A 20045-nucleotide genomic window follows, 5' to 3' on the forward strand; every position below is an offset into this window, starting at 1 on the left:
TTGTTGTGATAGACCCACAATTAGCGCGTCTGGTGCCGGCGAACAGCCCCCTCCACGCGAGGTTTGCAGACGTCGCAGGGGGGAATCCGTAAAGAAAAGATTACGCAAAGCGGCGCAGGCATCCGGCCATGGCTTGAAGGTGCGGCAGGGTGTCACATATTCTTGACGGTAATTTCCGGCCGCCTTGCGAAAAAATCGAGCCGGAGTGCCCACCACAACGACAACCACGGGCCCGCCATGCGTATCAAAGTGCACTGCCAGAACCGCGTCGGCATCCTGCGCGACATCCTCAACCTGTTGGTCGACTACGGCATCAACGTCAATCGTGGCGAGGTCGGCGGCGAGCAGGGCAACGCCATCTACCTGCTCTGCCCGAACCTGATCAACCTGCAGTTCCAGTCGCTCAAGCCCAAGCTCGAAGCGGTGCCCGGCGTGTTCGGCGTCAAGCGCGTCGGCCTGATGCCCAGCGAGCGCCGCCACCTGGAGCTGAATGCGCTGCTGGCGGCGCTGGAGTTCCCGGTGCTGTCGATCGACATGGCCGGGCAGATAGTCGCCGCCAATCGTGCTGCCGCGCAGTTGCTGGGCGTGCGCGTCGACGAGGTGCCGGGTATCCCGCTGTCGCGCTACGCCGAAGACCTCGATTTGCCGGAACTGGTGCGGGCCAACAAGGCCCGGATCAATGGCCTGCGGGTAAAGGTGAAAGGCGATGTGTTCCTTGCCGATATCGCGCCGCTGCAATCCGAACATGACGAGAGCGAGGCGCTGGCGGGCGCCGTGCTCACTCTGCACCGTGCCGACCGCGTCGGCGAGCGCATCTACAACGTGCGGCGCCTGGAGCTGCGCGGCTTCGACAGTATCTTCCAGAGCTCGCGGGTGATGGCCGCCGTGGTGCGCGAAGCGCGGCGCATGGCGCCGCTGGATGCGCCGCTGCTGATCGAGGGCGAGACCGGCACCGGCAAGGAATTGCTGGCCCGTGCCTGTCACCTCGCCAGCCCGCGCGGGCAGTCGCCGTTCATGGCGCTGAACTGTGCCGGCCTGCCTGAATCCATGGCCGAGACCGAGCTGTTCGGCTACGGCCCCGGCGCCTTCGAGGGTGCGCGCCCGGAAGGCAAGCTCGGCCTGCTGGAACTCACCGCGGGCGGCACGCTGTTCCTCGACGGTGTCGGCGAGATGAGCCCGCGCCTGCAGGCCAAGCTGCTGCGCTTCCTGCAGGACGGCTGCTTCCGCCGGGTGGGCAGCGACGAGGAAGTGTACCTGGATGTGCGGGTGATCTGCGCGACCCAGGTGGACCTGTCCGAACTGTGCACCAAGGGCGAGTTCCGCCAGGACCTCTACCACCGCCTCAACGTGCTCTCGCTGCACATTCCGCCGCTGCGCGAATGCCTGGATGGCCTGGAGCCGCTGGTGGAGCACTTCCTCGACCAGGCCAGCCGGCAGATCGGCTGCGCGCTGCCCAGGCTCTCGCCCCAGGCGCTGGACCGCCTCGGCCGCTACCACTGGCCGGGCAACGTGCGACAGCTGGAGAACGCGCTGTTCCAGGCGGTTTCATTGTGCGAAGGCGGCACCATCCGCCCCGAGCACATCCGCCTGCCGGACTACGGCGCGGCGCATCCGCTGGGGGATTTTTCCCTCGAAGGCGGGCTGGACGCCATCGTCGGCCGTTTCGAGAAAGCGGTGCTGGAAAGGTTGTATCGGGAGCACCCGAGCAGCCGCCAACTGGGCAAGCGCCTGGGGGTGTCGCATACCACCATTGCCAACAAATTGCGGAGCCATGGGCTGGGGCACAACGACGAGACCTGAGGCGTTGGTCAGCTCTTCGCAGGAGCGAGCTTGCTCGCGAACCACCTGGCACCAGTGCGCCCCTTTGGAAGCAGGCTTTGTCCGCGATCCGGCTTTCCCCTCACGGAAGTCACGGCGAAGCACGTGCGTAGGATGGCGTGGAGCGCAGCGATACCCATCGATAGCCACGCGCCGACGTTACGCGCACCGCCCGTATCAGGCTGGCGAGGGAGACCTGGCGCGGTTCGCGAGCAAGCTCGCTCCTACCAAAGCCGATATGGCGGAGCGAACCGTCATGATCTGCATCCGTCAGCAGGGCCGACGGCAGCCAATCACCAGGTCTTCGGCCGAAAGCCCTTCACGCAGGCCCGCACTTCCTCGTCGATCACGTTGCCCGGCTTGATGCAGTCGGACAGCTTGCGTGGACTGTCGCTATAGGGCGTGGCGGCGGGTGTGGTCTGCAGGCCTTCAGGCGTCATGCCCAGGCGTATCTGTAACAGTACCCAGCGTTCATGCAGCCAGAGCTGGCTGGCGGGGTTGCGCCACAGAGCCGTGCCGGCAGCGAGGATCAGCAGGGGAATCAGGAACCACAACAGCGGTTTCAGCAACATGCGCCAGTTGCGCTTCGGCTCCTCTGGGGGCTTCTGCCGGTTCTGCTGCCTGACCTGCTCCCAGTAGTAATCGCGATCACGGTCGCTCATCGAGTGTCATTCCGCCGGGTGGGTGGGGGAAGAGTAACGGCTGCCGCGGCCCGCGGCGAGGCGCGATCAGTGGTCCTTGTGACAGGCTTCGCGGACCACCATATTGGTTGGCATGACTGCCCCTCGAACTTCTTCCCGCGCCAAGCGAGCCGATGTGCTGTCCGCCTTCCATCCGGCGGTGGCGGCCTGGTTCCGTACGCATTTCAGCGCGCCGACCCAGGCGCAGGTCGAGGCCTGGCCGGCGATCCAGGCCGGCGAGTCGACGCTGGTGGCGGCGCCTACCGGCTCGGGCAAGACGCTCACGGCGTTCCTGTCGGCCATCGACGCGCTGGTCCGCGAGGGGCTGGCGAACGGTGGTGCGCTGCCCGATCGCACCACGGTGATCTACGTCTCGCCACTCAAGGCGTTGTCCAACGACATCCGCATCAACCTCGAGGAACCGCTCGCCGGGATTCGCGCGACGCTGGTGGAGATGGGCCTGCCGGAAGTGGACATCCGCACCGCGGTGCGCACCGGCGATAGCACCTCGAAAGAGCGCGAGGCGATGCGCAAGCGGGTGCCGCATATCCTGGTCACCACCCCCGAATCACTCTATGTCCTGCTCGGCTCGGACTCTGGTCGCGCGATGCTGGCGGGCGCGCGCAGCGTGATCGTCGACGAGATCCACGCGCTCGCCGCGAGCAAGCGCGGCAGCCACCTGGCGTTGTCACTGGAGCGCCTGCAGGCCCTGTGCGAAGCACCGCTGGTGCGCATCGGCCTGTCCGCCACGCAAAAGCCCATTGAGGCGGTGGCGGCCTTTCTCGTCGGTCGTCACCCGGCCTGCCGCATCGTCGATATCGGCTACAGCCGTCGGCGCGACCTGAACCTGGAAGTGCCGACGGCGCCACTCGAGGCGGTGATGTCCCATGATGTCTGGGACAAGGTCTACGACCGCCTCGCCGAGCTGGCCGGCGAACACCGCACCACGCTGGTGTTCGTCAACACCCGGCGGCTGTCCGAGCGGATCACCCGGCACCTGGCCGAGCGCATTGGCGCCGGCTGGGTGGCGGCGCACCACGGCAGCCTCTCGAAAGAGCTGCGCCTGGGCGCCGAACGACGGCTCAAGGCCGGGCAGCTGAAGGTGCTGGTGGCCACCGCTTCGCTGGAGCTGGGCATCGATATCGGTGACGTTGAACTGGTCTGCCAGATCGGCTCGCCGCGCTCCATCGCCGCTTTCCTGCAACGTGTCGGCCGCTCCGGCCACAGCGTTGGCGGCACGCCCAAGGGGCGGCTATTCCCCACCTCGCGGGACGACCTGGTGGAGTGCGTGGCGCTGCTCGACAGCGTGCGGCAGAACGAGTTGGACGCGCTGAGCATTCCCCACGCGCCACTGGATGTGCTGGCGCAACAGATGGTCGCGGAAGTGGCCTGCCAGGAATGGCGCGAGGATGCGCTGTTCGAACTGTTCACCGCCGCACAGCCCTACGCCGACCTCAGCCGCGAGCAGTTCGATGCCCTGCTGCGTACCCTTGCCGAGGGCTACTCCAGCCGCAACGGTCAGCGTGGCGCCTACCTGCACCGCGATGCGGTCCACCAGCGCCTGCGCGGCCGGCGCGGCGCCAAGCTGACCGCCGTGACCTCCGGCGGCACCATTCCCGACACTGGCGACTACGCCGTGCTGCTGGAACCGCAGGGCCTGACCGTCGGTACGGTGAACGAGGACTTCGCGGTGGAAAGCCTGGCCGGCGACGTGTTCCAGCTGGGCAATATTTCCTATCGCATCCTGCGCGTCGAACCGGGCCGCGTGCGCGTCGAGGATGCCCAGGGCCAGCCGCCGAACATTCCGTTCTGGCTCGGCGAAGCGCCGGGGCGCAGCGACGAGCTGTCCACCAGCGTTGCGCGGTTGCGTGGCCAGCTGGACGAGCTGCTGGCCCGGGGCGAGAACGATCCCGAGCCGCTGGCGCGGGCCATCGACTGGCTGCGGGGCCTGCTCGGCCTGGACGACGCGGCGGCGCGACAACTGGTGGAATACCTGGCCCGCGCGCGCCACGCCCTCGGTGCGTTGCCGACGCAGAAGACCCTGATCCTCGAGCGCTTCTTCGATGAATCCGACGGTATGCAACTGGTCATCCATTCGCCCTACGGCAGCCGCCTCAACCGCGCCTGGGGCCTGGCGCTGCGCAAGCGCTTCTGCCGCACCTTCAACTTCGAATTGCAGGCCGCGGCGACCGAGGACGCGATCATCCTTTCGTTGTCCACCAGCCACAGCTTCCCGCTGGACGAGGTGTGGCGCTACCTGCATTCCAACAGCGCCGAGCAGGTGCTGATCCAGGCGCTGCTCGATGCGCCGCTGTTCGGCGTGCGCTGGCGCTGGAACGCCACCACGGCGCTGGCCCTGCCGCGCTACAGCGGCGGCCGAAAAGTCGCCCCGCAGTTGCAGCGCATGCGCAGCGAAGACCTGCTGGCCTCGGTATTCCCCGATCAGGTGGCGTGCCTGGAAAACATCGTCGGCGAGCGCGAGATTCCCGATCACCCGCTGGTGGCGCAGACCCTCGATGACTGCCTGCACGAGGCCATGGACAGCCAGGGCTGGCTGGCCTTGCTGCGGCGCATGGAGCGCGGCGAAGTCAGCCTGTTGGCGCGCGACCTGCCGGCGCCGTCGCCGCTGGCGGCAGAGGTGCTGTCCGCCAGCCCCTATGCCTTCCTCGACGACGCGCCACTGGAAGAGCGCCGCACCCAGGCCGTACAGAGCCGCCGCTGGACTGATCCGGAAAGCGCCGACGACCTTGGCGCGCTCGATGCCGAGGCCATCGATGCGGTGCGCGCCGAGGCCTGGCCGGAGGCTCGTGACGCCGACGAGATGCACGAGGCGTTGAGCGGGTTGGGCGGCATCCGCGACAGCGAGGCGCAAGCCAACGAGGGCTGGCCTTTGCTGCTCAAGTCGCTGGCCAAGGCCGGCAGGGCAACGCGCCTGGCGTTGCCGGTGGGCGATGTCTGGGTGGCGGCGGAGCGGCTCAGCCAGTGGCTGGCGCTGCACCCGCAGGTCGCGATGAAGCCGGTGCTGGAGCTGCCACCATCACTGCTTCAGCCCTGCCCGATCGATGAGGCGCAGGTCGAACTGGTGCGGGCGCGCCTGACCGGCTTCGGTCCGCGCCTGTTGTGCGAACTGGCGACCGACCTGGGGATTTCCACCGCCGATGCCGGCGTCGCCCTGGCCAGTCTCGAACGCGAGGGTTACGTACTGCGCGGCCGCTTCACCCCGGGCGGGCAAGAACAGGAGTGGTGCGAGCGCCATTTGCTGGCGCGTATCCATCGCTACACAGTGAAGCGCTTGCGCCGGGAAATCGAGCCGGTGCAGCGCGCCGACTTCATGCGCTTCCTCTTCGACTGGCAGCGGGTTTCCACGGGCACGCGGGTGCGCGGCGCGGAATCCCTGGCCGGCGTGCTCAGTCAACTGGAGGGCTTCCAGGCTGCCGCGTCCGCCTGGGAGAACGACATCCTGCCCAGCCGGGTGGCCGACTACGGGATCAACTGGCTGGACGACCTGTGCCGCGCCGGACGCATCGTCTGGGCGCGCTTGCCCGGTCGCAGCCCAGGCAAGGCACGCGGTGGCCCGCTGAAAAGTACGCCCATCGTGCTGCTGCCGCGCGCACAGATGGCGCACTGGAGCGCATTGAGCGTCGCGCCAGTGGAGAGCGAGCTGTCGGCCAAGGCTAACAAGGTGCTCGACGTGCTCAAGGAGCAGGGCGCGTCGTTCTTCGAGGAGTTGGCCAGCGACAGCCATCTGCTGCGCACCGAGCTGGAAACCGTACTGGGCGAACTGGTGGCGGCGGGCCGAGTGAATGCCGACAGCTTCGCCGGACTGCGCGCCTTGCTGATGCCGGCGGCGCGCCGGCACCCGCAGCGTCGTTCGCGTACGCCACTGTTCGGCATGGCCGACGCGGGGCGCTGGGCATTGCTGCGCCGCTCCACCCTGGAGCCGGGCGCGCGGCTGCCGGCAGAAGTTCTCGAGCACGTCGCCATGACCCTGCTGCGTCGCTATGGCGTGGTCTGCTGGCGCCTGCTCGATCGTGAAGCCGACTGGTTGCCGCCGTGGCGCGATCTGCTGCGGGTCTATCACCGCCTGGAGGCGCGCGGGGAAATCCGTGGCGGACGCTTCGTCGCCGGGCTGACTGGTGAGCAGTTTGCCCTGCCGGAAGCAGTTGGCCTGCTGCGTGAAGTGCGCCGCCGGGAGGCGAACGGGGAGTGGCTGGTGGTTTGCGCGGTGGACCCGCTGAACCTCGCCGGCACGCTGCTGCCTGGGCGCAAGGTGCCGGCGGTGAGCGGCAACCGCGTGCTCTACCGTGATGGTGTGCCGGTGGGCGCACTGATCGCCAGTGAAGTGGAATGGCTGGCGGAACTGGCGCCGGAGGACCAGGCGCGGGCGCGGGAGCTGTTGATCCGTCGCTGATCCCGGCCGTGCTTGGCTTACACTCAGCGGCACGCCAGTCTTTCCTGCGAGGGTGTGATGCTGTCCCGCGAGCCGCCGAGTCTGCCTGCCCTGTTGCGCCAGTGGTGGTTCCTGCCGCTGCTGGCGCTCGCCCTGTGCCTGCGCCTGTATGGCCTGTCCGATTCGGCGCTGTGGGGCGATGAAAGCTCCAGCCTGTTCCTCGCCCGCTATTCGCCCTTGCAACTCTGGCAGCACGCCGCCCATGACGTGCATCCCCCGCTGTACTTCTTCTTCCTCCACGGGTGGGTTCAGGTCGTGGGCGAGGGCGTCCTGTCGCTGCGCCTGTTCAGCGCGCTGTTCGGCACGTTCGCGGTGTTTCTCGGCGGCTGGTTGATGTGGCGGCTGGCGTCGGCGCGCGCCGCCTTCATCGCCCTGCTGTTGCTGGCGCTGCTGCCCACGGCCGTGCGCTACAGCCAGGAAGTGCGCATGTACTCGCTGCTCGGCTGCTGGTTGCTGGCGGCCACCCTGGCCTTGCTCTACTGGCTGGAGGAGGGGCGGCGGCGTTATCTGCTGATGTATGCCGCGCTGATGACGGCGGCCTTCTACACCCATTACTTCAGCCTGTTCGGCGCACTGGTGCAGTGGCTCTGGCTGGCGACGCTGCCGAACAGCCCGCTGCGGCGCCGCGACTGGTGGCTGGCCAACCTGGCCATCGCCGCACTGTTCCTGCCCTGGTTGCCCGGGCTGCTGGACCTGATTCGGCATATGGCGGTACTGGAGGCCGGGGGCGACGTCGGCTGGCAGCCGCCGGTGGATGCGCGCTCGTTGCCCTCGATGCTCTGGCAGTGGTTGGCGCAGTCCGACGGCAACGCGTTGTCCTGGCCCGTGCTGCTCGGCGCGCCGTTGCTGGTGGTCGCGGTGACGCTGCTGGTGCTGCGTATGGATGACAGCCGGCAGCGCGGTGGCGTGCTGCTGGCCCTGTACTGCGGCTTGCCGCTGCTGCTGTTGTATGGCGTTTCGTTCCTCTCCCCGGTATTCGTCGAACGCTATCTCACTGCCTTCGCCCTGGGCCTGCCGCTACTGCTGGCGTTGGCCCTGGATCGCCTGCTGCAGCAGCGCCGTGTGCTCGGCGCCGCGCTGCTGGTGACCCTGCTGGGGCTGCAGGGGATCGGGGTGGGGCGCGCGATCGCGGTCGACCCGGACGAGCAGTTCGACGGCATGGCGGCCTACGTCAACGCGCACTACCGTGCCGGCGACCGGGTGGTGGTGGATGACATCCTCTGGTACCTGACCTTCCGCTACTACAACCATACCGGCCAGGAACCCTTGCTCTACACCGCGCCGGCGGCGGACGGCAGTTCGGGGCGGCCGGGACGCTATGGCTTCGGTTCGCTGATCGACGACCGCCAGCATGCCTTCGTCGACCACCTGGCCGATCTGCCGCAGGACGAGGGCCGTGTCTGGCTGGTGATGAGCCGCTACAACGACCAGGAGATTCCCGACGTGCCGGCTACCTGGCGGCGGGTGGCGCAGCATGCCGGCGGCGAAGTGCAGGCCATCCTCTTCGAGCGCACGGCGCAGCGCAACGCTGCGCGCTGAGGGCTGATGCCCTGGGGGGACGGCTTACCCCGAGGGGTGATGGCTCAGAAACGGATGCGCCCGGTAAAGGCATCCTTGAGCATCACCCAGTCGCCCATCAGCGACCACAGCGGGTACTTGAAGGTCGCCGGGCGGTTCTTCTCGAACACGAAGTGGCCGACCCAGGCGAAGCCGTAGCCGGCCAATGGCATGGCCAGCAGCCACAGCCAGTGCCCGCTGACGATGGCGTAGGCGAGGATCGACAGCACCAGCAGGCTGCCGACGTAATGCAGACGGCGGCATACGGCATTGCTGTGTTCCTGCAGGTAGTACGGGTAGAACTCGGCGAAGCTCTGGAATCGATCGGCGGTCTGGGTGCTCATGGCGCACCTCCTGTTGTTGTGATGGCGCCAGTGTAGGCTGCCACCTTCAGACTTGCGGATGACATAGGGTGCCAGTTTAGTATCCCCGTGTGCCGCCTGCGCCCAAGCGGTCCGGCGCGGATCACCACCATAACCAGAAGAATATGCATGCCTGAGCGTACAACCCTGTCGAGCTGGGTGCGGGGGATCGTCCAGTCGCTGGAGCTGGAAGGCCTCGACTGCCGCGCGTTGTTCACCGAACTGGGGCTGGATTTCGCGGCCCTCGACGATCCCGATGCGCGCTTCCCGCAGGACGCCCTGAGCCAGCTGTGGAACCGCGCCGTGGAGCTGTCCGGCAACCCGGCCATCGGCCTCAACATTGCCCGCGTGCACACCCCGGCGTTCCCGGTGGTGGGCTACGCGCTGATGTCCAGTCGCAACCTGGGCGAGGGTTTCGAGCGCCTGGAGCGCTACCAGCGGATCATCGCCGAGGGCGCCGACCTGACCTTCCGCCGTCTGCCCGAGGGCTGCCTGTATCGCATCGTGGTCCATGGTGATCGCCTGCCGGTGCCACGGCAGAGTGCGGAGTGCTCGCTGGCCAGCTTGACCGCCATGCTGCGCTGGATCACCGGGCGAGCGATCAAGCCACTGGAAGTGCGCCTGGCCGGCGAGGCACCGCAGAACCTTGAGCCCTACCGCGAGTTGTTCCAGGCGCCGCTGAGTTTCGGCCATTCGGATTGCGCGATGCTGTTTTCCCACGAGGACATGAGCGCGCCGCTGCCCACCGCCAACGAAGAGCTGGCGCGCCTGCATGACCGCTTTGCCGGGGAATACCTGGCGCGCTTCGTCAGCAGCCGCTTCAGCCACCAGACACGCCAGGTGCTGTGCCGCCTACTGCCGCAGGGCGAGCCCAAGCGTGAGAGCGTGGCGCAGGCGCTGCACCTGTCCGAGCGCACCTTGCAGCGGCGCCTGCAGGAAGAGGGCAGCAGCTATCAGCAACTGCTCGACGACACCCGCCGTGAACTGGCCCAGCAATACCTCGCCACGCCGCGCATGACGCTGCTGGAAATTGCCTACCTGCTGGGGTTCTCGGAGCCGAGCAATTTCTTCCGCGCCTTCCGCCGCTGGTTCGGCAAGACGCCGGGGGAGTACCGCGAAGAGCTCTAGGCTCTTGTAGGAGCGAGCTTGCTCGCGAACCGCTTGAGGCCGGAGCTGCCGGGAGACTCGTTCGCGAGCAAGCTCGCTCCTACAGGGGGCTGATCGCCGCGCTCAATGCCGCCAGAACGCCAGGCTGAATAGTCAGTAGGATGGGTGGAGCGCAGCGATACCCATGCCGTTGGCGGCCGGGATTGATGGGTATCGCTGCGCTCCACGCCATCCTACGAGGTGTTTATCCTGCAGGACGGAGCGCCGCCGTGTGCCTCAATGCCGCCAGAACGCCGGGGTGAACAGCACCAGCACGGTGATGATCTCCAGGCGCCCCGCCAGCATGCCGCCGCAGAGCAGCCACTTGGCGGCGTCCGGCAGCGAGGCGAAGTTGCCCGACGGGCCGATGATCGGGCCCATGCCCGGGCCGACACCCGCAACGGTGCTGGCGGCGCCGGTCAGCGAGGTCATCCAGTCCAGGCCGAGGAACGACAGGCCCAGTGCCAGCGCGCCGACGGTAGCGCCGAAGAAGAACGAGAAGGTCAGGATCGAGCGCACGATCTCTTCGTCCAGGCGATGGCCGTTGTAGCTCTGGCGGATCACCGCGCGTGGGTGGATCAACTGGTAGAGGCTGGCGCGCAGCAGGGTGAAGGCGACCTGGAAGCGGAAGATCTTGATCCCGCCGGCGGTGGAACCGGAGCAACCGCCGATGAAGCCCAGGTAGAAAAACAGCATGATCGAGAAGTGGCCCCACAGGCTGTAGTCACCCAGGGCGAAGCCGGTGGTGGTGACTACCGAGGTGACGTTCACTGCAACGATACGGAAGGCGTCCAGCCAGGGCAGGTCGGAGTTCACCGAGTACCAGGTGCCCATTACCAGCCAGGTGAACACCAGCAGGCCGAGGAAACCGTGCACCTGGTGGTCACGGATCAGCGCCTTGCGGTTGCCGCGCAGGGTGGCGACATAGAGTACGAAGGGGATGCTGCCCAGGATCATTACCACCACCGCGACCCAGTGCACCGCCGGTTGGTGCCATTTGGCCAGTGACTGGTCGGAGGTGGAGAAGCCGCCGGTGGAGATTGCCGACATGGCGTGGTTGAGCGAATCGAACAGGCCCATGCCGGCCCACCAGAAGGCCAGGGTGCCGGCGATGGTGATGGCCACGTAAACCCCGACGATGTACTTGGCCACCATGTGCGAGCGCGGCATGACCTTGTCGGAGCGGTCCGAGGACTCGGTCTGGAACAGGCGCATGCCACCGATGCGCAGCATCGGCAGGATCGCCACCGCCATGGCGATGAAGCCGATACCGCCGAGCCAGTGCAGCAGCGAGCGCCAGATCAGGATCCCCGGCGACATCTTGTCCAGCCCGGAAAGCACGGTCGAACCGGTGGCGGTGATGCCGGACATGCTCTCGAAAATCGCGTCGGTGAAACTGATATGCCGGGCGAACATGAAGGGCAGGGAGGAGAAGAAACAGACGATCACCCAACTCGACACGGTGAGCATGTACATGTCCCGCGGGCGCAGGTGCACTTGCTCCGGGCGGCCGGGGATGACCATGCCCAGCCCGCAGGTGAAGGTGATGATTGCCGACCAGATGAAGGGATGCAGTTCGTTGGCGCGGCCGTAGTAGAGCAGCGTGGCCATGGGGACCAGCATGGCGACCGCCAGCGTGATCACGAAGATGCCGATGATGAATCCGAGTGTGCGTAGTGTCGGCAGGGCCATGCGCTGAGGTCTGAAACGAAAAGGAATCGGCCATTTTACCTGCCGTCTGGCGAGAGTAAACCGCGTGACCGCGTTCCTCTTTACAAGTTGAGCGGGTAAGGCTTGCGTTGCCTTTGCTGGGCAAATGCGAACCCTTTGCGTCTACAATGGCGGCTTTCGAGATTGACTGGAGGCAGCCCATGGAGGCTCTCGACGCGTTGCTCAACCGTGTGTCCCATGCCCGCCTGAGCGAGCCGGCACCGTCTGCCGAGCAACTGGACCGGCTGTTCCGCAGCGCCTTGCGCGCTCCGGACCACGGGCAGTTGCGCCCCTGGCGCTTCATTACCGTGGAAGGCGAGGCGCGCCAGCAGCTGGGTGAGCTGTTTGCCCGCGCCGTGGCGGCGAATGAGCCCGATGGCAAGCCTGAGGCGCTGGACAAGGCCCGTGCCATGCCGCTGCGCGCTCCGCTGCTGGTGGTGGCCGTGGCACGCCTGCAGGATCACCCCAAGGTGCCGGAGATCGAGCAGTGGCTGGCGGCGGGTTGTGCCGCTCACGGCATCATCCAGGCCGCCTACGTCGAGGGACTGGGGGCGATGTGGCGCACCGGTGCGATGGCGTTCGATCCGTTGGTGCGCGCAGGCCTGGGCCTGGAGGAGAACGAGCGTATCGTCGGCTTCATCTATCTCGGCACGCCGATCGGCGAGCTGCGCCGCCCGGCGCCGCTGGACCCGGCAGGTTTCGTCAGCGCCTGGCGGGGCTGAGCGGCAGTTCCAGGCGAACTTTCCAGCCACCGTCGCGGGCACGCCAGAGCAGGTGCCCGCCCTGCCAGCTAGTCAACCGGCGAGCCGCAGGCAGCGCTTCCGCCAGCCATGCCCGCGCCTGCGGATCGTGGCCTTGCAGGTCCAGCCTGAGGGCGCCGTGCGCCGAACCGAGCGACAGCTTCAGGTTGGCATGCGGATGCCGCATCAGCGCTGCTTCCAGTAATGCGTCCAGAGCTTCGCCCAGCGCATCCGGCCAGCTTTCCAGCGGCCAGGTGCCGTTCTGCGGCAGGCTCAGGCGCAAGCCGGGCCAGCGTGCGCGCCATTGTTCGGCGAGCCGTGCCAGCTCCACCGCCAGCACCAGGTACTGCGGATCGTCGTAGGGTTCGCTGCGCAGCAGGACTGCCGGAGGAAGCGGCTGTTGCAGAGCGGGAATCGGGGTAGCGAAGGCGGGAAGGCTCATGGTCACTCTCCGAAAGTGCGCTCGACTCAGGCGGCCTGGCGGCGCAGCGGCAGGTCGATGCTCGCGAGGAAGCCGCCGTCGGGATGGTTGGCCAGGCGCAGCCGTCCGTGGTGGCGCTCGATGGCGCGACGGGCGATGGCCAGGCCCAGGCCATGGCCGGGGCTGCTCTGGTTGGGAGCGCGGAAGAAGGGTTCGCCCATCTGCGCCAGGTGTTCGTCGCTGGCGCCGGGGCCGTGGTCGCGCACACTGATGTGCAGGCGCTCTCCATCGATCCGCGCCTGCACTTCCAGCGGCTGTTCAGCTGGATTGAAGCGCAGGGCGTTGCGCAGCAGGTTGTCGAGGGCACGTTCGAGCATGTCTGGCCAGCCGTCGACGGCCAGTTGTGGCGCGATGTCGAGCTGGACGTGCTGCTCGGGGTAGAGCAGTTGCGCATCGCTGCGCAGGCGCTCGAACAAGGGCAGCAGCTCGATGCGGCTGGTCGGGCCCGGTTCGGCGTCGAGGCGGGCGAGGGCGAGGATTTCGCCGATCAGCGCTTCCAGGCGATCGCACTCCTGTTCCAGGCGCGGCCACATGGCGGCACGCTGCTCGGGGCCGGCGCGTTCGGCCAGGGCCAGGGCGATGCGCAGGCGCGCCAGCGGTGAGCGCAGTTCGTGGGATACGTCGCGCAGCAGTTGGCGCTGGCTGCCGATCAGCCCTTGCAGGCGGGCGCCCATGCGGTTGAAGTCGCGGGCCAGCACGCCCAGTTCGTCGCCACGGCGTGAGAGGCGGGCGAGGCTGTCCTGTTGATAACTGGTCTGGCCGAGGTCATGCACGGCGCGGCGCAGGCGATTCAGCGGGCGGGTGATGGACAGCGTCAGCAGCAGGCTGAATACGGTCAGTACCACCAGTGCGATACCCAGCGCGCTGAGCGGCCAGAGCAGGCTGCTGCGGTGCCAGGCCTGCAGTGTCGGGTGTGGAATTCGGTAGATGAACAGGTAGGTCTGGTCGGTGCGGCTGCTGGTGTATTCCTGGCTCAACTGGCGCCAGGGGAAGCGCGGCAGGTTTTCACGGTCGAAGCTGTTGTCGCGTGGACGCGGTGGTCGTGGCAGGTAGGTGCCATTGACCAGACGCTGGCCGGTTTCGTCGAGCACCTGTACCGAGAGCTCGTAATCCTTGCGCCGGCTTTCCAGCAGTTGTTGCGCGGCATCCGGGCCTTTGGTCTCGTACAGCAGGGTCCATTGCCTGGCGATGTCGTGCAGCCCCGGATAGCGGGCGATGACCCAGGTGTCCTGGTTCAGCGCACGGCCCAGCAGGATCGACAGTCCGGCCACCAGCAACAGGGCGAGCCAGAAGGCGGCGAGGATCCGCCAGAAGAGTGAACGCATGGTCTTCCTGTTCAGCCGCATGGTCTATCCGTTGTCAGGGGCTCCACGGCAAGACGCCGGGATAGAACCCGGCGCCTGCGTTTGCTGGAGCGAATCAGTTGGTCTTGGCGCCGTCCCTCTGGGCCTTCCAGGTCTGGAATTCCGCCCATTCGGCCTTGCGCTGTTCGCGCTGCTTCTTCAACTCGTCGAACTTCTTCTGCTGCTCGGGAGTGAGGATGCCGCGGACGCTGGCGTCGGTCTTGTCGTGGTTGGCCTTGAGCTCTTCCTGCATGGCCTTGCGGTCGGCCTCAGGCAGCTTGTTCCAGTATTTCTCGGTGATGGCGCGGCGATCTTTCATCGAGTCGCCCATCAGCTTGCCGATCTGCTGGCGCTGGTCCTGGGTCAGGTTCAGCTCGCGGAACGGGCCGCCGTGTTCGCCGCGGTGCATGCCCGGGCCGTGGTCTTTCATGAACGGGGCCGGCGGCGGTGCGTCGGTCGGCGCGGGAGTGGCCGCCAGCGCGACGGTCGGCAGGGCGGCGGCGATCAGCAGGGCGGTCAGGGTCTTGCGCATGGTGTTTCTCCTTTCAGGGGCCGGTCGTTACCGGATGAGCCCAGTCTAGGGTCGGCAAGGTCAAGGGCAGTCAGTCCCACGTAAAGCTTCGGTAAAGATTAGGTGAAGCCCTGCTGGAATCTTTACGAAAGCCCGGACCAGAGCGGCCCGGGTCGGAAGCGTGGCGCTGCTCAGGGCGCGTAGAAGTAGCCGCGCCCGCGCAGGGCGAGGATGCGCGGGCGGCCATCGGGGTGGCCGCCGAGCTTCTTGCGCAGGTTGCTGACGTGCATGTCCAGGCTGCGGTCGTACAGGGTCAGCTTGCGGCCCAGTGCGAGCTGGGCCAGCGCCTGCTTGTCCAGCGGCTCGCCGGGCTGGCGCAGCAGGGCTTCGAGAATGCGGCTCTCGGAGAGCGTCAGGCTGATTTCTTCCGCGCCGATGCTGGCCACGCCGCGCGACAGGTTCAGCGCCAGGTCGCCCAGCTCCAGTTGCGCGGCGGGTTGCGCCGGGTGGCTGCGGCGCAGCACGGCACGCAGGCGGGCGGTCAGCTCGCGGGGGTCGCAGGGTTTGGCCAGGTAATCGTCGGCGCCCAACTCCAGGCCAAGGATGCGGTCCAGCGGCTCGCCGCGGGCGGAGAGCATCAGTACCGGCAGGTCCGGGTGGTCGCTGCGCAATGACTTGAGCAGTTCCAGGCCGCTGCCGTCGGGCAGCATCACGTCGAGCACCACTGCGTCCGGCGCGCGGCTGCCCAGGGCGGCGCGAGCCTGCGCACCATCGTGGGCGGCGCGGATGCTGAAGCCTTCCTGGGCCAGCCAGGTAGTCAGCAGTTCGCAGAGTTCGACGTCGTCGTCGATCAGCAGCAGTTCACTCATGGAGAGGCTTCTTTCAGTTGATCCATTCGCGGCGCGAACGGCGCCGGCCACGGCTGAGCATGCCGAGGATGAACGCCAGCAGGGCAGTGCCGGCACCGCTTACGTACCAGGTCTGCTGCTCGCTGAGCAGGCGCGGCGGCTGGTTGGCCTGGGCCTCGCGCAGCTGCAGCTTCAGGCGCTGGTTTTCCTGGGTCAGACGAGCGATGCGCGCTTCATCCTGGCTGTTGTCAGGGTTGGCGAGCTGCGCGGCCAGTTCGGCACGCTGCCGTTCGCTTTCGGCCAGGCGCTGTTCCAGTTCAGGACCGGCGTCCGGTGCTTGGGCCGTTTCTTGGACAGCGGTTTGTGCCGGTTGCTCCGTGACGGGCTCTTCGGCGAGGGCGGGCAGTGGCAGGGCGAGGCAGGCGAGCAGGGGCAAACGGCGCATCGGGACTCCTTGTTCGATGACGTGCCGCCGTCCATGGCCTTCCCGGCGGTGTCCGGCTGCGATGCCCCGTGGCGCTCCGTGCCGCGGGGTGCAACGCTCGCGCGCTGTTAGGGCAGGACTTTCTTGAACGGCTTGACCACGACGTCTGCATAGACGCCGGCGGCACGGTACGGGTCGGCGTCAGCCCAGGCCTGGGCGGCGGCCAGGGACTCGAACTCGGCGACGATCAGGCTGCCGGTGAAGCCGGCAGCGCCCGGGTCGTTGCTGTCGATGGCCGGGTGCGGGCCGGCCAGTACCAGGCGGCCCTCTTCCTTCAGTTGCTCCAGGCGCGCGATGTGCGCCGGACGGGTTGCCAGGCGGCGTTCTTGGGATGCAGTGATATCACGGGCAATGATCGCGTAGAGCATGTCAGTCCTTGGGTTTTTCGCCGGTAGGTTCATCGTGCATGTGGCGGGCCAGGAATACACCCTGGCCGATCAGGAACAGCAGGGTCATGCCCAGGCTGCCGAACACCTTGAAGTCCACCCAGATGCTCTGGAAGGTGAAGGCGACGAACAGCTGGACACAGCCGCAGATCAGGAAGAACAGCACCCAGGCGATGTTCAGCTTCGCCCAGAGGGAATCGGTCAGGTTCACCGCGTGGCCCATGATGCGCTGGATCAGCGGGCGGTCGCCGATGAAGTGGCTGCCGGCGAAAGCCAGGGCGAAGAGCCAGTTCACCACCGGCGCTTTCCACTTGAGGAAGGTTTCGCTGTGGAAGGCCAGGGTCATGCCACCGAACACCAGGCAGGCGGCGAGCGTCACCCACTGGGCCTTGTCCAGCTTGCGCTGCTTGATCAGCAGGGCGCCATAGACCACCACGGAAGTGGCGATCAGCACGGCCGTGGCGCTGTAGATCCCGCCGACCGAGAAGCTCTGGCCGGCGAGTTCGACGTTGCGCGGGTCGAGCTTGTAGACGATGAAGAAGAGGATGAGGGGAATGAAATCGATGAATTGCTTCATTACGGCAGCCAGAGCCCAGTTGAGCCGGCATAATACCAACCTGCGGGTGAACTGAAAGGGCCATCCGCCCAACGCTGCGTCATATCATGGTTTCAAGCGATTGCCGTGATCGTGTTGGCAGCAAAGCGTCTATAACAGAAAGTTATCCCATCGCCCCTCCTGGATACCGCATGCGAGTTGACCTGCACTGCCACAGTACCGCGTCCGACGGACAGCTCAGCCCGACGGCACTGGTCGAGCGCGCCCACGGGCGCGGCGTGCGCGTGCTGGCGCTGACCGACCACGACACGCTCGACGGCCTGCCCGAAGCGCGTAGCGCGGCACAGGCACTGGGCATGGAGCTGGTCGACGGCGTCGAGCTGTCCTGCACCTGGGGCGGAGCGACCATCCATGTGCTCGGCTATGGTTTCGACGCCCAGTCGGAGCCGCTGGTCAGGGCGCTGGATGACCTGCACCGCGCGCGCTGGACCCGCGCCGAGGAGATCGGCCGACGCCTGGAAGCCAAGGGCATGCCCGGTGCCTTCGAGGGCGCGCGGGCGGTGCAGGCTGAGCTGGGCGATAGCGAGAACGCCCCGGCTCGCCCGCACTTCGCCGAGTTCCTGCTGCGCCAGGGGCACGTCAAGGATCGCGCCGAAGCCTTCCGCAAGTGGCTGGGCGCCGGCAAGCTGGGCGACGTCAAGCAGCACTGGCCGAGCCTTGCGGATGCAGTCGGCACGCTGCGCGCGGCGGGCGCCTGGATCAGCCTGGCGCACCCGTACCAGTACGATTTCACCCGCACCAAGCGACGCAAGCTGGTGGCGGAGTTCATTGCCGCCGGCGGCCATGCGCTGGAAGTCTGCAACGGCCCGCAGCCGGCCGAACAGGTCGGGGTGCTGAGCATCCTGGTTCGCGAGTTCGGCCTGATGGTCACTGCCGGCAGCGACTTCCACGGCCCCAGCGACTGGTCGGAGCTGGGCCTCTACCGGAGCGTGCCGGAAGACCTGCCACCGCTCTGGCCGCGCTTCGCCAGCGCCGAGAACGCCATCGGGATCAAGGAGACGCCATGAGCCAGTTCTTTCAGATCCATCCGGAAAACCCCCAGGCGCGCCTGATCAAGCAGGCGGTGGAGATCGTCCGTCAGGGGGGCGTGATCGCCTATCCCACCGACTCGTCCTATGCGCTGGGCTGCCGCATCGGCGAGAAGTCCGCGGTGGAACGCATCCGCCACATCCGCCGGCTGGACGACAAGCACAACTTCACCCTGGTCTGCCGCGACCTGTCGGAGCTCGGCCTCTATGCCAAGGTCGATACCGGCCTGTTCCGCCTGCTCAAGGCGCATACGCCCGGCCCCTACACGTTCATCCTCAACGCAACGCGCGAAGTGCCGCGCATGCTGCTGCACCCCAAGCGCCGTACCATCGGCTTGCGGGTACCGGCCTGCCCGATCGCCCTGGCGCTGCTGGAGGAGCTGGGTGAGCCGCTGATGAGCGTCAGCCTGATCCTGCCGGGGGAGACGGAGCCGCTGAACGACCCTTATGAAATGCGCGATCAACTGGAGCACGTGGTCGACCTCATCATTGACGGCGGCTTTGGCGGCGGCGAAGCCTCCACGGTGATCGCCCTGACCGACGAAGACCCGGTGGTCGTGCGGGTCGGTTGTGGCGACCCGGAGCCCTTCATGGTCAACGCCTGAGCACGCCCGGCGTGCTGGCTATACTCCCCCGTTCCATCGCCGAACCCGCGAGGTTGATCGCTTGACCAGCGTCGAATCCCTGCGTCGTGTGCTGTCCGGCATGCGCCCCACCGGGCGCCTGCACCTGGGGCATTACCACGGTGTGCTGCAGAACTGGGTGAAGCTGCAGCACGAGTACGAATGCTACTTCTCGATTGTCGACTGGCACGCCCTGACCACCGAGTACGACGAGACCGCCAGCATCCGCCAGCACGTGCGCGACATGGCCATCGACTGGCTGGCGGTGGGCATCAGCCCCAGCGCCGCGACGATGTTCGTCCAGTCCCAGGTCCCCGAGCACGCCGAGTTGCACCTGTTGCTGTCGATGATCTGCCCGCTGTCCTGGCTGGAGCGCGTGCCGACCTACAAGGAACTGCAGGAGAAGCTGGTCCACAAGGACCTTTCCACTTTCGGCTTCCTCGGTTACCCGCTGCTGCAGGCGGCGGATATCCTGATCTATCGCGCCGGTCTCGTGCCGGTGGGCTCGGACCAGTTCGCCCACGTCGAGTTCACCCGCGAGATCGCCCGCCGCTTCAACCACCTGTACGGTGGCGAGGTGGATTTCGAGGACCGCGCCCAGACCGCCATCGCCCGCCTGGGCAAGAAGACCGGCAAGCTCTACAGCAGCCTGCGTCGGGCCTGGCAGGAGCAGGGTGACGGCGAAGCCCTGGAAACCGCCCGGGCGCTGCTCATGGAGCAGCAGAGCCTGACCCTGGGCGACCGCGATCGACTGTTCGGCTACCTCGAAGGCACCAGCCGCGTGCTGCTGCCCGAGCCGCAGACCCTCACCAGCCATGCGCCGAAGATGCCGGGGCTGGACGGGCAGAAGATGTCCAAGTCGCACCACAACACCATCGCCCTGCGCGATAGCCCGGAGGTGATCGAGGAGAAAGTCGCGCGCATGCCCACCGACCCCGCGCGCGTGCACCGTCACGATCCAGGTGAGCCGGAGCGTTGCCCGGTGTGGCAGTGGCACCTGATCTATTCCGACGATGGCTGTCGCCAGTGGGTGCAGGAGGGATGCCGCAGCGCAGGCATCGGCTGCCTGGACTGCAAGCGCCCGCTGATCGAATCGATCCGCCACGAACTGGCGCCGATCCAGGCCCGCGCGCTGGACTACGAGGACAACCCCGAACTGGTGCGCAGCATCCTCGCCGAAGGCGCCGAACGCGCTCGCGAGGCGGCGCGGGAGACGCTGGTGGAGGTGCGGCATGCGATGGGGCTGTCCTACCGATAGGCAG

Annotated in this window: 18 protein-coding genes; 8 read left to right on the forward strand and 10 right to left on the reverse strand. The window is 67.1% G+C overall.

Translation table 11 applies throughout. The features are described 5' to 3' along the window. Positions 1-237 precede the first annotated feature (237 nt). Positions 238-1800: a sigma-54-dependent transcriptional regulator gene (locus N5C91_RS20600; protein WP_279831644.1), complete on the forward strand. Its 1563-nt coding sequence runs from the start codon at positions 238-240 to the stop codon at positions 1798-1800. A gap of 311 nt (positions 1801-2111) precedes the next feature. Here N5C91_RS20600 and N5C91_RS20605 read toward each other — a convergent pair whose 3' ends face one another. Beyond that, positions 2112-2480: a hypothetical protein gene (locus N5C91_RS20605; protein WP_279831646.1), complete on the reverse strand. Its 369-nt coding sequence runs from the start codon at positions 2478-2480 to the stop codon at positions 2112-2114. 112 nt (positions 2481-2592) lie between these two features. Between N5C91_RS20605 and N5C91_RS20610 the strand changes: the two genes are divergently transcribed. Next, positions 2593-6909 (forward strand): DEAD/DEAH box helicase, encoded by a 4317-nt coding sequence (locus N5C91_RS20610; RefSeq protein WP_279831648.1) that lies wholly within the window; start codon positions 2593-2595, stop codon positions 6907-6909. Between the two features lie 57 nt (positions 6910-6966). Then, entirely contained in the window at positions 6967-8487 is a 1521-nt protein-coding gene (locus N5C91_RS20615; protein WP_279831650.1) for a glycosyltransferase family 39 protein, read from the forward strand. 44 nt (positions 8488-8531) lie between these two features. Here N5C91_RS20615 and N5C91_RS20620 read toward each other — a convergent pair whose 3' ends face one another. Continuing rightward, positions 8532-8849, reverse strand: coding sequence for an Mpo1-like protein (locus N5C91_RS20620; RefSeq protein WP_045210136.1), 318 nt, complete (start codon positions 8847-8849; stop codon positions 8532-8534). Positions 8850-8996: 147 nt separating this feature from the next. Between N5C91_RS20620 and N5C91_RS20625 the strand changes: the two genes are divergently transcribed. Next, entirely contained in the window at positions 8997-9995 is a 999-nt protein-coding gene (locus N5C91_RS20625) for an AraC family transcriptional regulator (protein ID WP_279831655.1), read from the forward strand. Between the two features lie 255 nt (positions 9996-10250). Here N5C91_RS20625 and N5C91_RS20630 read toward each other — a convergent pair whose 3' ends face one another. Beyond that, on the reverse strand, positions 10251-11705 hold the full coding sequence (locus N5C91_RS20630; protein ID WP_236171031.1) for a TrkH family potassium uptake protein: 1455 nt from the start codon (positions 11703-11705) through the stop codon (positions 10251-10253). A 179-nt stretch (positions 11706-11884) separates the two neighbouring features. Here N5C91_RS20630 and N5C91_RS20635 point away from each other — a divergent pair, with 179 nt between their 5' ends. Then, positions 11885-12445: a nitroreductase family protein gene (locus tag N5C91_RS20635; protein ID WP_279831662.1), complete on the forward strand. Its 561-nt coding sequence runs from the start codon at positions 11885-11887 to the stop codon at positions 12443-12445. Here N5C91_RS20635 and N5C91_RS20640 read toward each other — a convergent pair. From N5C91_RS20640 to N5C91_RS20670, 7 genes are all read right to left on the reverse strand, one after another. After that, positions 12426-12905, reverse strand: coding sequence for a hypothetical protein (locus tag N5C91_RS20640; protein ID WP_279831663.1), 480 nt, complete (start codon positions 12903-12905; stop codon positions 12426-12428). The genes N5C91_RS20635 and N5C91_RS20640 overlap by 20 nt on opposite strands. A 26-nt stretch (positions 12906-12931) precedes the next feature. Continuing rightward, positions 12932-14269 (reverse strand): HAMP domain-containing sensor histidine kinase, encoded by a 1338-nt coding sequence (locus tag N5C91_RS20645; protein WP_236171028.1) that lies wholly within the window; start codon positions 14267-14269, stop codon positions 12932-12934. A gap of 94 nt (positions 14270-14363) precedes the next feature. Next, positions 14364-14819 (reverse strand): Spy/CpxP family protein refolding chaperone, encoded by a 456-nt coding sequence (locus tag N5C91_RS20650; RefSeq protein WP_279831664.1) that lies wholly within the window; start codon positions 14817-14819, stop codon positions 14364-14366. A gap of 170 nt (positions 14820-14989) precedes the next feature. Beyond that, positions 14990-15667 carry a response regulator transcription factor gene (locus tag N5C91_RS20655; RefSeq protein ID WP_236171026.1) on the reverse strand — a complete coding sequence of 226 codons (678 nt, stop codon included), beginning with the start codon at positions 15665-15667 and terminating at the stop codon, positions 14990-14992. A 13-nt stretch (positions 15668-15680) separates the two neighbouring features. Continuing rightward, a complete protein-coding gene (locus N5C91_RS20660; protein WP_236171025.1) occupies positions 15681-16091 on the reverse strand; it encodes a translation initiation factor 2 (IF-2, GTPase) in 411 nt (136 codons plus the stop codon). A gap of 107 nt (positions 16092-16198) precedes the next feature. Beyond that, the gene (locus N5C91_RS20665; RefSeq protein ID WP_152224716.1) at positions 16199-16498 is read right to left on the reverse strand and encodes a YciI family protein; all 300 of its coding nucleotides are present in this window, start codon (positions 16496-16498) and stop codon (positions 16199-16201) included. A gap of 1 nt (position 16499) precedes the next feature. Then, positions 16500-17093, reverse strand: coding sequence for a septation protein A (locus tag N5C91_RS20670; protein WP_279831667.1), 594 nt, complete (start codon positions 17091-17093; stop codon positions 16500-16502). Between the two features lie 170 nt (positions 17094-17263). Here N5C91_RS20670 and N5C91_RS20675 point away from each other — a divergent pair, with 170 nt between their 5' ends. The 3 genes from N5C91_RS20675 (at position 17264) to N5C91_RS20685 (ending at position 20041) form a co-directional block, all read left to right on the forward strand. Then, a complete protein-coding gene (locus N5C91_RS20675; protein ID WP_236171023.1) occupies positions 17264-18139 on the forward strand; it encodes a PHP domain-containing protein in 876 nt (291 codons plus the stop codon). After that, on the forward strand, positions 18136-18765 hold the full coding sequence (locus tag N5C91_RS20680) for an L-threonylcarbamoyladenylate synthase (protein ID WP_236171022.1): 630 nt from the start codon (positions 18136-18138) through the stop codon (positions 18763-18765). The genes N5C91_RS20675 and N5C91_RS20680 overlap by 4 nt, the downstream gene beginning before the upstream one ends. 61 nt (positions 18766-18826) lie before the next feature. Then, a complete protein-coding gene (locus N5C91_RS20685; protein WP_275094674.1) occupies positions 18827-20041 on the forward strand; it encodes a tryptophan--tRNA ligase in 1215 nt (404 codons plus the stop codon). The last annotated feature ends 4 nt before the right edge of the window (positions 20042-20045 follow it).

The organism is Pseudomonas sp. GD03903 (genome assembly GCF_029840045.1).
In the GTDB taxonomy this organism is placed as follows: domain Bacteria; phylum Pseudomonadota; class Gammaproteobacteria; order Pseudomonadales; family Pseudomonadaceae; genus Pseudomonas; species Pseudomonas pseudonitroreducens.